We start from the raw sequence: 14,577 nt of genomic DNA on the forward strand, positions 1-14,577 counted from the left end.
GAGGTGTTTAACATGTGTGCTTACCGGGTGCTGGTTGTAGATGATTCGGCCTTTATGCGCAAAATTATTACAGATTTAATTGTAAGGGATGAGTCGTTCAACATCGTAGGTACAGCCGCCAATGGCAAAGAGGCTGTAGAGAAAGTGAAGGAATTGCAGCCCGATTTGGTCACCATGGATGTCGAGATGCCTGAAATGAATGGTCTTGAAGCATTGCCATTGATTATGGCAGCCCATCCGCTACCTGTTATTATGCTGTCAGGCATTAATGAACAAGGCATGAAGGAGACCATCATGGCTTTGGAGGCAGGAGCTTTCGATTTTATAAGAAAGCCTTCCATTGCTCATGCACAAGATATCGAGCAAGTGAGCAAGGCGCTGCTGGAACAGATGCACACTGCTATGCAAGCAGTGCGGAGCCGCCTGGAGCGCAAGGAAGCTAATGAGCGCAAAGCTGCATTGGAACAAGCGAAAAAAGTGCCACAGGAAAAGCCTACAGGACAGGCTGTGACTGAGAAACGAGCAGGCAGTCAAGCTTCGATAGACAAGCCTCCGGTTGCTCCTTCACCTGCTGTATCAACTCAGCCGAAGCGTGATGCTGGCAAGTCCGTCCCGGCAGCAGCCAAGCAGGAAACGAAACGACAACAGTCTGGAACATCTGTTACGGCGGGGCGCATAGAACAGCCAGCTGCTCAGCCAAGCAAGTCAGTCCAAGCATCTACTGTTCAGAAGAAGGAAGACTTGTCCAAGGGGATGGGACGAACACCTGGTAAACTAAACAGTTCTAATACGGCCGCTGACAAATCGCTGCATGGTAAGGATAAAGTAGGGCTGGTTAAGCCGGAGCCCCGTAAGACGGTGAGTTCATCAGCTACTCCTATTCCAGCGGCTGCTACGCCTCCAGTAACGGCACCTACAGTTCCTGCCGCACCTAAAGGATTTTCTCTTAAAAAAGGTGTGCATACGTCCAGCTTTCGCAAACTGGTGGCGGTGGGATGTTCTACGGGCGGTCCGCGGGCGCTTAAGACGCTGTTGGAACGCATTCCTGGTGATTTTCCTGCTCCAATCGTTATCGTTCAGCATATGCCGCCAAACTTCACTCGTTCGCTGGCACAACGCTTGAACACGTTAAGTCCACTCCGAGTTGTGGAGGCTGAGCAGGGAATGACGCTGGAGACTGGAACGGCCTACATTGCCCCAGGGGGATATCAACTAAGAATTGTGCCAGGAGCCGGTGGTAAATACACTGTGTCACTGAAGATGGAGGAAGCTCGCAATGGTCACCGTCCTTCCGTAGATACGATGTTTGAATCGTTGCTCTCGTTAACCTCGTTGGAGCGGCATCTAGTATTGCTCACTGGAATGGGGAGCGATGGGGCCAAAATGATGAAAAAGCTTTATGATGCTGGGGTACAATCCACATTTGCTGAAAATGAGGAAACTTGTGTAGTGTACGGAATGCCCCGCTCAGCAGTAGAGTTAAAATGTGTGCGTCACCTTCTGCCAATGCAGGAGATCGCCCCCAAGCTTGTACAAGTTGTGAAATAATCGGAGTGTAACTCATGGAGGAGGTGTCTCACAATGGACATGAACCAATATTTAAACATGTTTATTGATGAGTCGAATGATCATCTGCAATCTCTTAACGAAAAAATGCTTCAACTGGAAAGCAATCCAACCGATCTAGGCATCGTTCAGGTGATTTTCCGTTCTGCCCATACCCTCAAAGGAATGGCTGCTACGATGGGATTTGAAGACCTAGCATCGCTAACTCACCAAATGGAAAACGTTCTTGATCTGGTACGTAACAACAAGCTGGCGATGCATGAATTTATATTCGATACCTTATTTAAAGGATTGGATGCTTTGGAGTCCATGGTGCAGCACATTACAGAGGGAGGCGACGGGAAAGCGGATGTCTCCTCTATTGTATCTTCACTACAATCCATTGTGAGTGGGGATTTCCAAAAGTCCGGCACAAATGCTGCAACTGAGGAGTCTCCATCTAAAAAAGTGGACAAAAACGATAGTGCTGGGCTTGTCTTGGATCAGTTCCAGTATTCTGTACTGGAGCAATCTATTTCTGAAGGACATCGTGTTCACTATATACAGGTAACAATCAGCTCAGAGAGCCAGTTGAAAGCGGCACGTGCCTTTATGGTGTTCAACACGCTGGAAAACTCTGGTGAAATCGTCAAGGCCTATCCGTCGGTACAGGATATTGAGCAGGAGAAATTCGAGCAAAGCTTCTCGTTATATTACATAACGCAGAAAGAAGTTGGGGAGCTGGAAAAGGAAATCGCGGGTATCTCTGAAATTGACACTGTCTCAGTGGTACAACTAGATCAGGAATCGCTTAAACAAATGAGCGAAGTTACTGCTGGACTGGCTGAGGCTGCTGCGGTGCAGGAAGCACCTGTTGCCGTGCAACCACCCGCTCCATCCCAGCCGCAGTCTCCAGCTGCGGCCTCTGTGGCTAAGCCAGCAGCAGGTAAAGCGCCAGCAGCTAAAGCAGCTGCGCCTACGCATAACCGTACGATTCGCGTAGATATTGAACGCCTGGATGTACTTATGAACTTATTTAGCGAGTTGCTCATTGACCGTGTGCGGTTAGAGCAGTTGGCAAGTGAAGCTTCCAATCCAGCACTGACAGAAACGGTAGAGCACATGAGTCGTGTGAGCAGCGATTTGCAAAACGTCGTTCTTAAATTGCGGATGGTACCAGTAGATACTGTTTTCAATCGTTTCCCGCGTATGGTGCGCGATCTGGCCAAATCGCTAGATAAAAAACTTGATTTGGTTATTACTGGAGCAGAGACTGAAATGGACCGCACTGTTATCGACGAAATTGGCGATCCTCTAGTGCATTTGCTTCGGAACTCCGTGGACCATGGCATTGAGTCGGTAGCCGACCGGATTGCAGCTGGTAAACCTGAGACAGGAACGGTTCACTTGCGTGCTTTCCATAGCGGAAATAACGTATTCATCGAGATTGAAGATGACGGAAATGGTATTAATCGCGATAAGGTACTAAACAGTGCTATTTCTAAAGGGATTTTGACGGCAGAGCAAGCAGCGGTCATGACCGACGAGGAAGCCTATCAGGTATTGTTTGCTCCGGGCTTCAGTACAGCTGCAGTCATTTCAGACGTATCAGGACGTGGTGTCGGTTTGGACGTTGTTAAATCCAAAATCACCGCTTTGGGTGGCAATGTTACGGTTCACTCTACACTGGGCCAAGGCACTAATTTCTCTGTGCAATTGCCGCTGACCCTATCCATTATTGCAGCCATGATGATACAGATCGGTTCTGAAAAATATGCGATTCCATTGTCATCCATTGTGGAGACTGCGATCGTCAAGCGGACACAAATTCGTTCAGTACATGGCAATAAAATGATTGCTTTCCGCGATTCTCATATCCCGCTCATCTCCTTGAGTCAGCTGTTCGAGGTACCGGACTTCAATGAAGATGAAGAAGAAGAGACAGAGGTCGTGGTCATCCGCAAGGGAGACCGTCTGGCAGCTCTATCCGTACAGGACTTTTTGGGACAAAGTGAAATTGTCCTTAAAAATTTGGGCAAATACCTTCCAAACATCCAAGGAATTTCAGGCGCCACGATTCTGGGTGACGGTCAGGTTGCTTTGATCATCGACCCGAATGTTTTCATTAAATAATGTCTTCATCAAAAATGAAAGAAATGTGAAGTTGCTGACATCAATAAGGAGGGTTTTTAGACATGGGAGAAGAAATTAAAGTTATCGTATTTAAGCTTGGTGAAGAGGAATACGGTGTTGAAGTAGAAAAAGTCCAATCTATTGAACGCATGGTGCCGATTACACGGGTTCCAAGAACCTACGATTTTGTTAAAGGCGTATTCAACATGAGAGGCGTAGTCATTCCGGTTATTGATCTTCGTGGCCGGTTTGGATTACCTGAAGCTGAATATACCGATCAAACTCGCATCATTATCGTTGCAGTGGGTGAAATGCAAGTCGGCTTTATCGTTGACTCAGCGAATGACGTTATTGACCTGAATACTGACAATATTGAGACACCACCGGAAGTGATTGGTGGAGTTAAGGCTAAATACCTTCGTGGAGTTGCTAAGATTGGTGAAGAGCGCTTGTTGATTATGCTGAACTTGTCTGAAGTCCTGAATCGTAGCGAGATGAACCAACTGGAAGGCTTAGAGGATTAACATATGGAAAATCTAGGAAATCTTGAAGACTTCAAGTTGGATGTGTTGAAAGAAGTCGGCAACATTGGCTCGGGGAACGCTGCTACAGCGCTCTCCCGGCTTCTCAATAAACCGGTGGATATGGGTGTGCCCAAAGTACAAATGCTGCCCTTTGAGGAAATTGCCGAGAAAGTCGGCGGCTATGAGCAACTTGTTGTTGCCATATTTTTTAGGGTAGAAGGGGAAGCCCCCGGGAATCTATTCTTCATATTGCAGCCTCAGGCGGCAAAAAGCTTACTTTCCCGTTTGGCAAATATTCCTTCAGATGACGAGGACAGTTTTAACGAAATGGAGCACTCAGCCCTGTCGGAGATCGGAAACATTTTAGCAGGCTCATATTTGTCTTCGCTGGCAGACTTTACGCGTTTATCTATGTATCCAACAGTCCCTGCGCTGGCGTTGGACATGGCAGGAGCAATTCTCAGCTATGGACTGCTGCAGTTTGGGCAGATGGGGGATGCTGCATTATTGATTGACACATCGTTTCTGGAAGGGCAGAATCAGATAGAGGGTCAATTTTTCCTGATTCCTGATCCAGAATCGTTCGGGAAAATCTTTAGGTCGTTAGGAGTCCCGATGAACGATGATTGAGGATAAAAGCATCATTAAAGTCGGTATGGCTGACTTAAATGTTACCAGTAACCCGAACTCGATTCGCACGACAGGACTCGGATCTTGCGTCGGATTGACTCTCTACGATCCTCACTTGAAACTGGCAGGTATGGCACATGTGATGCTACCATCCTCGGATATTGCACGTGAAGGGCAACTGAATATTGCTAAATACGCCGATACGGCGCTGCCCGAGTTATTTGAGCGGATGCTGAAATTGGGTGCTGAACGACGCAGACTGATTGCCAAAATGGCAGGGGGAGCGCAGATGTTCGCCTTTGCCGGTAGTGGAGATACCATGCGCATTGGTCCACGCAATGTAGAATCATGCAAAGAGATGCTCGTAGATCTCGGTATTCCCTTGATTGCGGAGGACACAGGCGGCAATTATGGACGAACGATTGAGTTGGACTCTGAAACTGGCGTTTTGAATATTCGAAGCGTACAAAAAGGTGTAAAGGAATTATAAACATGTTATTTGGCAGCTTACGCATTAATCTTTGGTCTGGAGTAGTCGGATTTATTCTGACTTTTGTGTTGTCCGTTGGCAGCAATCTGCTGACCACGAGCTTAATTCGTGGCTTGATCGCCTTCGTTTTTTGGTTCCTGCTTGCATTTGTGCTGCGCTGGACACTAGGTGTTGTAGCGCGGCCAGATCTGGGGAATGCCCAAAGCCGGGCAAGCTCTCAGGTAGATGGCGTAGGGGGGAATCTGGACTTGACGACACCAGACGAGAATGAAAACCTGAATGAATTGCTGAAACCGAAACCAGATCAGACGGACGAAGGGAACAATGGTTTCGCGCCTTTAAACCCACCTAAGCTGGTTTCCAACAAGGACCCTGAAGAATTGGCCAAGGCCGTTCGTCACCTGACAGACAAATAAGGAGGGTGAAGCCGATGAACGAGCGTAAAGCCGCTCATTTAAACCATTCCGAACTATGGGAGCAATGGAAAGAACACGGTGACAAGGAAGCAAAAAAACAGTTAATTGAAAAGTATCTCCATATTGTGGAATATGTTTCGGGCCGCCTTGCAGTAGGCTTGCCCAAAAATGTATCCAAGGATGATCTGGCGAGTAACGGCGTTATGGGTTTGATTGACGCTTTAGAGAAATTTGACTATGAGCGTGGTTTGCAGTTTGAGACTTATGCTTCTTGGCGTGTTCGCGGAGCGATTTTGGATGGTCTTCGTCAAGGGGATTGGGTTCCTCGTTCAGTTAGGGAAAAAGCAAAAAAAATCGAGGATGCCTACCAGCATCTGGAACAAAGATATTTACGCACGGTAAGCGACGAAGAGATGAGCCATTATTTGGACGTTTCTGAAAAAGAGTTTCAAAATATGATCCAGGAAGTTGCCGTTATGTCGATTGTCTCACTGGAGGACCCGATCCGTGAAGAGGAATCGGAAACACGGCTTTCCCTTTTGGTGGACGAGAAGGCGAAAAATCCGGATCATAAGGTCAATGAATTTACACTTCGTGATGCCCTTGCACAAGGCATTGATAAATTGACTGAAAAAGAACGTATCGTTGTTTCTTTATTGTATTACGAGGATTTGTCACTCAGCGAAATCGCTGAGGTCATGTCGCTATCTCCATCGCGAATTTCACAGTTGCATTCCAAAGCAATATTACGTCTGAGAGCGACATTGGACAAACAGCGGGATTTGCTAATGCGTAAAGATTAACGTACGGGAGGTTACAGTAACAGTTAGACGGAAGGAGCACCCTTGTGGAGAAGCAATATGCTTTGGACCAGTATTTAAAAGTGGTTGTCTCACCTGACAAACAAACAGCCTACTTGGAGTTTGCCAAACGTGAAGAAGGTTTTGCCTGTTCTGTGGAAGAATTAGAGCGTTTTCTAAGCAACCAAAAAATATCCTACGGTTTAATGACCGATGCGATTCGCGTATTTGCGGCAAATCCGGAAGATCATTTCTTCGGAAAATTACTGATTGCTCAGGGAAAGCAGCCGATCCATGGCATAGACGGAAAAATTAATCTGGCTGATATTGTGACTGGGGAAGATGCGCATAAGCCACTTGAAACCGTAGATGGACGGGTGGATTATAAAGAACTAACTCGTTTAAGAAATGTAAAACGTGGACAATTGATTGCCGAACGAGTTGATCCTCTGCCGGGTGTACCGGGGATTGCTGTAACCGGAGAGGAAATTCCTTTTCTTCCAGGTAGAGAGGCGCGTTTTAAAGTTGGAAAAAATGTAGTGATCCATCCGGAAGGTGTTGCCATGTATGCGGCTATTGACGGACTGGTGACTACGACTGAAAAGGGCAAGCTTAATGTGTTCCCCGTATATGAAGTGAACGGGGACGTCGATTATAGTGTCGGTAACATTGATTTTGTTGGAACCGTCGTCATTCGTGGGAATGTCTTGACAGGGTTTCGCGTTCGGGCGGCTGGCGACATTCGTGTCATCGGTGGTGTGGAAGGCGCTGAAATTGAGGCGGAAGGTTCAGTGGAAATCAGTGGCGGTATTATCGGATACCATAAGGGGTTCGTGAAAGCTGCACAAAATGTCAAATGCTCATTCATACAAGATGGTAACGTGATTGCGGGAGGCGATATACTTGTATCCCAGAGCATCTTGCATTCCCAGATTAAAGCGAGTGTAAATGTACTCTGCGAGGGGACCAAAGGGCTTATCGTAGGTGGCAGTGTACAAGCTGGTAAAAAGGTAGTGGCTCGTACCATCGGTAATACGATGTCCACAGCTACTGTTATCGAAGTGGGTGTGCTTCCCGAACTGCGCGATGAACTGACAGAACTCCGCGCACGTTTGAAGCAGCAGACAGACAGTCAGGATAAAACGAATAAGGCTCTTACCATATTGGATCAGCTTGCCGCTGCCGGACAGCTTGCACCTGAAAGAATGGCTATGCGAATCAAGCTGACGTCTACTAAAAAATCTAATGAACAGGAGCTTTTGGAAACCAAGTCCAGAATGCTTGAAATTGAACGAACATTAGAGGATACGAGCCGGGCACGGGTAGAAGTTAAAAATGTGATTTACGGTGGCTCTAAAATAGTTATCGGCAGATATACAAAATTTATTAAAGATTCAGTGGAAAGAATGGCGTTTTATTATCATGAGGGAGACATCAGCATGTCCTCCTACGTGTAATTCAGCACACTGTTAATCATTTAACATTGTATTCCTTGAAAGACAGATACGGATGCCCAATCGGAAAGGGTGTGGTCCAATGAGCTTGAAGGCTGTTGAATTGCAAATTGCCGTACCTCGCACCAGTGAAGCAGGAAAATACCAAAGTGAGTCCCAGCAGCGGCCAATGAATGACCAAGCATTGCTTGGTCAAAAGGCCGCGCTGGAGACAGAGAACATGCGTCAGCGAAGCAGTGCCATAGATCAGTCTGCAGAAACATTCGTCGGTGAGCGGCAAACGGGAGGACAGAGCAGAGCTTCTTCCCAGCAGAGCCGTTCCCAATCAGATGAGACTGAGGTGCCTAAGGAGCATCCGGCAGAGCATCCGTACAAGGGACACCATATTGATTTTTCGCTCTGATCCGACAGGTGGAGAAGCGTTATTAAAGGAGACGATGGGCAGTGGATCAACCATGGATTTATATTGTTCTGCTGGGCGCTGCAGCTGTTGTCTACGCCTGGCTTCTGCCTAAGCGTCAGCCAGGCCGGGGAACAGAAGAGGCCGTCGTTCAAAAGGTCGAGGCCACATTGGAGCAGTATATGGCCGATATTGAAAACGACAATGACGAGCTGATTGAGCTCGTATCTGGTATGAAGCAGGAGTATACAGTTAAACAGGCGGCATTACAGGAACAAGTAGCTGAGCTTCGGAACCGTATCGTGGAGCTTGAGCGCCAGGCTATGTTTACTACTGTTTCTATGCAAACCGAGCCTGTATCTAAGGAAATACAACATACAGTAACTTCTCATCAGGCAGCGGTTGCTTACGGTCAATTTCAAAGTCCGCAACCTGGAGTGTCTGTACAGGAAGGCTATTCTGATTCAGAAGCTCCTCTCGTAACTATGGAGGAGATGGAGGAGCAGACAGTATTGCAAGACCCTGAAACTGAGCAGGAAGTAGAGTCCATCCGTGATCGTTATCAAGGGTTGTTTGCGCTGCATGAGCAAGGCAAGTCGTTGGATTATATAGCCAAGCAATCAGGCATCCAGCGGGGGGAAGTACAGCTTATATTGCAACTCGCGGAGCGGGAGGATGTAACGTGATCAAAAACCGTTCATTTATGCTAGGCATGGGTACGGGCCTTATAACAGGGGCATTGCTGTTGCAACTGGCAATGATCGGTCAGGGACAATCGCAGCAATCTTCAACAGACCCAAAAAACATGACGCGAGAGCAATTAGAAAAGGCAGCTGCCGAATTAAATCTTCAGATCAGTGACAGTTCTGATCCGAAAATGACAGAAGAGGAATGGCGTAATAAGGTGATCAAGGAAGGCAACAAAACTCCGGTTGCACCCCAAAAGGCTAAACCAGCTCAAACGCCGTCAACACCAAAGGTACCTGCAAATAGCACATCCTCGGCGGCTTCTAAACCTTCGACCAGCGCATCGATTCCACAAAGTCCGAATAAGCCGCAAACTCAAAGGCCTGGCACCACAACGACTCCCAACATTCCCAAGCAGCCTGCCACGCCACAAGTGCAGTATAGCATTGCATCGGGAAGCAATTTGAGAAGTGTGGCATTAGGATTGCAACGGGCAGGGGTTGTGTCGGATGCTAGTGCATTTGAGGCAGCAGCTAAGGCCGAAAAAATCAATACCAAAATTCGTACGGGTACCTATCAGTTTGCTAAAGGTGAGGATTTCAGTTCTATTATTACTAAAATTACGAAAAAGCCGTCCAACTGACCAGACCGGGAAGTGGACGGCTTTTATTCATGCTGACAAGTTCGATAAGAGGCGTAAAACGTCACATTTTGCGTTGTTCCAACTATTGTCGAAAAGTTGGTTGCAACGATGCAAGTGTTATGGTATATTAATTGACGGTGTTAAAAACGCACGTCGGTTAATTTTATAGAGGGTGCTTTCCAATGGAAAGTCTTTATGAAAAATGATGTCGGCGGAGGACACACAAAAAACCAAACTTAGGAGGTGCGTGAAGATGGCAGTAATCTCCATGAAACAGCTTTTGGAAGCTGGGGTTCACTTTGGTCACCAAACACGTCGCTGGAACCCGAAAATGGATCGTTATATCTTCACTGAAAGAAACGGTATTTACATCATTGACTTGCAAAAGACAGTGAAAAAGGTTGAGGAAGCTTACAACTTCGTAAAAAGCATTGCAGCTGAGAATGGTACAATTCTGTTCGTAGGCACGAAGAAACAAGCACAAGATTCCGTTAAAGAAGAAGCAGCACGCGCTGGTCAATTCTACATTAACCAACGTTGGTTGGGTGGTACGCTGACTAACTTCCAAACGATTCAAAAACGTATTGACCGTTTGAAACAACTGGAAGCTTGGGAAGAAGACGGTACATTTGCAGTTCTTCCTAAAAAAGAAGTTATCATTCTTCGCAAAGAAAAAGATCGTCTTGAAAAATTCTTGGGCGGTATCAAAAACATGAAGGGCCTTCCGAGTGCTCTGTTCATCATTGATCCACGCAAAGAACGTATCGCGGTTGCTGAAGCTCGCAAATTGGGTATCCCAATCGTAGGTATCGTTGATACAAACTGCGACCCAGACGAAATCGACTATGTTATCCCAGGTAATGACGACGCAATCCGCGCTGTTAAATTGCTGACAGGTAAAATGGCTGATGCAGTTATGGAAGCAAACCAAGGCGAAGAAACTACAGCATAACATTTCCATTAGGAAATAACTATATGAATTAAATGAAAAGGGTGGTTGGCAGGTGTATAACCTCTCACTACCCTTTTTTTAAGGAATAAAGCACGGTATACCACTGAAAATCAAATTTGGAGGGAAATAATATGGCAGTTAATGCTAGCGCAGTAAAAGAGCTTCGTGAAAAAACAGGCGCAGGAATGCTGGATTGTAAAAAAGCGCTTGAAGAAGCAAACGGTGATTTGACAAAAGCGGTTGAAGTTCTGCGCGAAAAAGGACTTGCAGCTGCAGCCAACAAAGCAGGTCGTATTGCTACTGAAGGTGTTGTTGAATCCTACATTCATGCTGGCGGCCGTATCGGCGTACTGGTAGAAGTGAACTGCGAAACAGACTTCGTAGCTAAAACAGACCAGTTCAGAGATTTTGTACGCGACATTGCAATGCATATCGCTGCATCGAACCCTCGTTATGTTCGTCGTGAAGAAGTGCCACAGGAAGAAATCGAAAAAGAAAAAGAAATCCTGAAAGCACAAGCTCTGAACGAAGGTAAACCAGAGAAAATCGTTGAAAAAATGGTTGAAGGCCGCATTGGTAAGTTCTATGAGGAGTTCTGCTTGTTGGAGCAATCTTTCATCAAAGATCCAGACAAAACAATCTCCACGCTTATCAACGAAAAAATCAGTACAATTGGCGAAAACATCTCTCTGCGTCGCTTTGTTCGTTTTGAACTGGGTGAAGGTCTGGAGAAAAAAGAAGATAACTTCTACGAAGAAGTTATGTCTCAAGTGAAACAATAATTACCAACGAACGGTAATTGCATATGGAAAAAACGGAAATGGAACACATCAGTGTTCCTTTTCTTGCAACAGGACACCTATCCTGTTACATAAAGTATAAATGATATTGGAGGGTGATCATTTGGAAAAACCTGTGTTTAAGCGTGTTGTCCTGAAAGTTAGTGGTGAATCGCTGTCAGGTCCTAACGGTTACGGTATTGATGCGGATACAATTGCGTCCATTGCCGAACAAGTCAAAGACGTGGTGGAACTGGGAGTAGAAGTTGCTATCGTGTGTGGTGGCGGTAACATCTGGCGTGGTATTGCTGGAAGTGCCAACGGAATTGACCGGGCCACGGCAGATTACATGGGTATGCTGGCAACAGTGATGAACTCACTGGCCTTACAGGATGCTTTGGAGCAGATTGAAGTACCTACTCGCGTACAAACATCCATTGCGATGCAACAGATTGCTGAACCTTATATCCGCCGTAGAGCTATCCGTCATTTGGAAAAAGGTCGGGTTGTTATTTTTGCAGCAGGTACAGGTAATCCGTTCTTCTCGACTGATACTACTGCTGCACTACGTGCTGCTGAAATTGAAGCGGAAGTAATTCTGATGGCTAAAAATAAAGTGGATGGCGTATATTCTGCTGATCCGTTTAAAGATAGCACAGCCGAGAAATATGAGCAGCTTACGTATTTGGATGTGCTCAACAAAAATCTCGGTGTCATGGATTCTACCGCTTCCTCGTTGTGCATGGATAACAATATTCCGTTGATTGTCTTTGCTATTACAGAGCAAGGTAACATTAAACGTGTCGTGCTGGGTGAGAAAATTGGTACGATCGTCAAAGGGAGTGTAAATTAATGCCACAATCTGTGAAAAAGAGTGCTGAGGAACGCATGCAAAAAGCAATCCAAGCATTGCAACGTGATCTTGCATCTTTGCGTGCAGGACGGGCGACACCAGCTTTACTGGACCGTGTACAGGTAGAGTATTATGGTGCAATGACTCCAGTCAACCAGCTGGCGAATATCAATACACCTGACAGCCGGACCTTGATGATTCAGCCTTGGGACAAATCTTCCTTGGCCGATATCGAGCGCGCTATACAAAAATCCGATTTAGGTTTGACACCTTCGAATGATGGTAACACCATTCGTCTGAGCATTCCTGCTTTGACGGAGGAACGCAGAACTGACTTGGTGAAGTTGACGAAGAAGAACGGTGAAGAAGCGAAGATCGCTATTCGTAACATTCGTCGTGATGCCAATGATGACATCAAAAAATTGGAGAAAAGTGATATTTCCGAGGACGAATCTCGTAAACATCAGGAAGATATCCAGAAAACAACTGATAAGTTTATCGCTGAAGTGGATAAAGTTTTAGCTGCAAAAGAAAAAGAAATTATGGAAGTTTAAAAGATTGGCAGCCCCTCCCTTACGGTGGGGTTTGTCTCTTTTCAAGCCTGAGGCACATTTTCAGAGAATGCTGGAGGAACTGGAATGATCAAACGGGTTCGGTCTTGGTGGAACGGGGAACAAAAACAGCAAACACCGGCCATTTCAAAAGACAATATTCCGCAGCATGTTGCTGTCATCATGGATGGGAACGGCAGATGGGCCAAACGGATTGGAATGCCGCGGATTGTAGGGCACCAAAATGGAATGAAGGCAGTGAAACGCACAGCAATTGCAGCGGATGAACTGGGTATTAAGTATTTGACTTTGTTTGCATTTTCAACTGAAAATTGGACGCGTCCAAAGGACGAAGTTGATTTTCTAATGCGCTTACCGCAGGAATTTCTGGCTATTGAGCTGGATGAGCTGATTGAAAAAAATGTGCAAGTGCGTATGATGGGCAATAAGGAACATTTACCTTCCCATACCGTTGAGGCGCTGACTGAAGCGACTCGACGAACTGAAAATAATACCGGACTTGTTCTTAATTTTGCATTAAATTATGGAAGTCGGTTGGAAATCACAGAATGCATGCAAACATTGGGCCGTCAAATTGCGGATGGGAAGCTTAAAACAGAAGATATAACATCTGAGCTGATCGGTAATACGTTGCTTTCTAGTGGTATGCCAGACCCTGATTTACTGATTCGAACAAGCGGTGAGCTTAGACTTAGTAATTTTATGCTCTGGCAGCTTGCCTACAGTGAGTTGTGGTTTACTGATATTTATTGGCCTGAGTTTAAGAAAGAACACTTATACGAAGCAGTGATCGAATATCAGCAAAGAACACGGCGGTATGGCGGACTGAAGTAAATGGAGGATGAAAGCCGTTGAGACAGAGATTAATTACCGGTATTCTGGCAGGCATATTCTTTTTGGCGATGGTCCTGTGGGGCGGCTTGGCCTACCATTTGCTTATATTGGCGATGGCCCTAATCGGATTTTATGAGTTCGCACGAATGACGCAGGTATCTCCTTTTGGAGGTACAGCAATACTTGGATACGTAAGCATATTAGCTTTTGTATTCCCGTATGAACCTTTTGGTTTGCACTCACCCTTACCCTTTGCCAGTATGCTTTGGCTGGTAATGATAGCTTTTATGATTATCACGGTAGGAACCAAAAATAAAATCCCGATTCAAACGGTAGCTATATTATTTCTTGGTACCGTTTATATAGGGTTTGGATTTTCGTATATTGCGGAATCACGTCATATGGAACATGGACTGTTATGGACATTTTTATTATTGGCTTGTATTTGGGCAAGTGATGCAGGGGCATATTTTGTAGGCAAAATGGCAGGAAAGACGAAATTATGGCCTGCGATCAGTCCGAACAAAACGGTCGAAGGATCCATTGGCGGCATTGTTTTAGCGTTGGTTATAGCTCTTGTATTCGCTGGATTATCGGGTGGACTGCTGCCATGGGGCAAAGCCATCGGCATCGGTTTGTCTTGTGCAGTTGTGGGACAACTGGGCGATTTGGTACAATCTGCATACAAACGAGTGTACGGCATTAAAGATTCTGGTAATCTGCTGCCAGGGCACGGTGGTATACTAGACCGCTGCGACAGCTGGATTGTCGTTTTTCCATTTGTACATATGCTGATGCTGCTTCCATGAGTCTGTTGATTACAGTTTATGCTCAGGCTAATCTCTATGCTGCTCACTCTGCGCTA

17 protein-coding genes are annotated in these 14,577 nt (G+C 46.0%); all 17 read left to right on the forward strand.

Features of this window, described 5'->3' with window-relative positions:
- The first annotated feature begins 12 nt into the window (after nt 1–12).
- The 17 genes from MHI21_RS10625 (at nt 13) to MHI21_RS10705 (ending at nt 14,521) form a co-directional block, all read left to right on the forward strand.
- The gene (locus MHI21_RS10625; RefSeq protein ID WP_342420200.1) at nt 13–1,548 is read left to right on the forward strand and encodes a chemotaxis protein CheB; all 1,536 of its coding nucleotides are present in this window, start codon (nt 13–15) and stop codon (nt 1,546–1,548) included.
- Nucleotides 1,549–1,581: 33 nt separating this feature from the next.
- Nucleotides 1,582–3,678: a chemotaxis protein CheA gene (locus tag MHI21_RS10630; protein WP_061829450.1), complete on the forward strand. Its 2,097-nt coding sequence runs from the start codon at nt 1,582–1,584 to the stop codon at nt 3,676–3,678.
- Nucleotides 3,679–3,740: 62 nt separating this feature from the next.
- Nucleotides 3,741–4,202, forward strand: a complete 462-nt coding sequence (locus MHI21_RS10635) for a chemotaxis protein CheW (protein WP_007430046.1) — start codon at nt 3,741–3,743, stop codon at nt 4,200–4,202.
- 3 nt (nt 4,203–4,205) lie between these two features.
- Nucleotides 4,206–4,832, forward strand: a complete 627-nt coding sequence (locus MHI21_RS10640; protein ID WP_023988204.1) for a chemotaxis protein CheC — start codon at nt 4,206–4,208, stop codon at nt 4,830–4,832.
- Nucleotides 4,825–5,322 (forward strand): chemotaxis protein CheD, encoded by a 498-nt coding sequence (locus tag MHI21_RS10645; protein ID WP_010346358.1) that lies wholly within the window; start codon nt 4,825–4,827, stop codon nt 5,320–5,322. Before MHI21_RS10640 ends, MHI21_RS10645 begins: the two co-directional genes overlap by 8 nt.
- Nucleotides 5,323–5,324: 2 nt before the next feature.
- Nucleotides 5,325–5,738 carry a hypothetical protein gene (locus MHI21_RS10650; RefSeq protein ID WP_322159323.1) on the forward strand — a complete coding sequence of 138 codons (414 nt, stop codon included), beginning with the start codon at nt 5,325–5,327 and terminating at the stop codon, nt 5,736–5,738.
- Nucleotides 5,739–5,752: 14 nt separating this feature from the next.
- Complete coding sequence (locus tag MHI21_RS10655) at nt 5,753–6,541, forward strand: FliA/WhiG family RNA polymerase sigma factor (protein WP_013309911.1); 789 nt, start codon at nt 5,753–5,755, stop codon at nt 6,539–6,541.
- 44 nt (nt 6,542–6,585) lie between these two features.
- On the forward strand, nt 6,586–7,995 hold the full coding sequence (locus MHI21_RS10660; RefSeq protein WP_342419973.1) for a FapA family protein: 1,410 nt from the start codon (nt 6,586–6,588) through the stop codon (nt 7,993–7,995).
- Nucleotides 7,996–8,074: 79 nt separating this feature from the next.
- Nucleotides 8,075–8,395: a hypothetical protein gene (locus MHI21_RS10665; protein ID WP_342419974.1), complete on the forward strand. Its 321-nt coding sequence runs from the start codon at nt 8,075–8,077 to the stop codon at nt 8,393–8,395.
- Nucleotides 8,396–8,436: 41 nt separating this feature from the next.
- On the forward strand, nt 8,437–9,078 hold the full coding sequence (locus tag MHI21_RS10670) for a hypothetical protein (RefSeq protein ID WP_342419975.1): 642 nt from the start codon (nt 8,437–8,439) through the stop codon (nt 9,076–9,078).
- On the forward strand, nt 9,075–9,722 hold the full coding sequence (locus MHI21_RS10675; protein WP_342419976.1) for a peptidase: 648 nt from the start codon (nt 9,075–9,077) through the stop codon (nt 9,720–9,722). Before MHI21_RS10670 ends, MHI21_RS10675 begins: the two co-directional genes overlap by 4 nt.
- A 253-nt stretch (nt 9,723–9,975) precedes the next feature.
- A complete protein-coding gene (gene rpsB, locus MHI21_RS10680; RefSeq protein ID WP_013309916.1) occupies nt 9,976–10,674 on the forward strand; it encodes a 30S ribosomal protein S2 in 699 nt (232 codons plus the stop codon).
- A 131-nt stretch (nt 10,675–10,805) separates the two neighbouring features.
- On the forward strand, nt 10,806–11,456 hold the full coding sequence (gene tsf / locus MHI21_RS10685) for a translation elongation factor Ts (RefSeq protein WP_013309917.1): 651 nt from the start codon (nt 10,806–10,808) through the stop codon (nt 11,454–11,456).
- A gap of 121 nt (nt 11,457–11,577) precedes the next feature.
- Nucleotides 11,578–12,306, forward strand: coding sequence for a UMP kinase (pyrH, locus tag MHI21_RS10690; RefSeq protein ID WP_013309918.1), 729 nt, complete (start codon nt 11,578–11,580; stop codon nt 12,304–12,306).
- Nucleotides 12,306–12,860 carry a ribosome recycling factor gene (frr, locus tag MHI21_RS10695; protein ID WP_029517013.1) on the forward strand — a complete coding sequence of 185 codons (555 nt, stop codon included), beginning with the start codon at nt 12,306–12,308 and terminating at the stop codon, nt 12,858–12,860. Before pyrH ends, frr begins: the two co-directional genes overlap by 1 nt.
- 84 nt (nt 12,861–12,944) lie before the next feature.
- Nucleotides 12,945–13,712, forward strand: coding sequence for an isoprenyl transferase (locus MHI21_RS10700; RefSeq protein ID WP_023988210.1), 768 nt, complete (start codon nt 12,945–12,947; stop codon nt 13,710–13,712).
- Nucleotides 13,713–13,729: 17 nt separating this feature from the next.
- The gene (locus MHI21_RS10705) at nt 13,730–14,521 is read left to right on the forward strand and encodes a phosphatidate cytidylyltransferase (protein ID WP_029517015.1); all 792 of its coding nucleotides are present in this window, start codon (nt 13,730–13,732) and stop codon (nt 14,519–14,521) included.
- Nucleotides 14,522–14,577: the final 56 nt, after the last annotated feature.

The sequence above is a fragment of the Paenibacillus sp. FSL H8-0168 genome, from assembly GCF_038592955.1.
Lineage (GTDB): Bacteria > Bacillota > Bacilli > Paenibacillales > Paenibacillaceae > Paenibacillus > Paenibacillus polymyxa_B.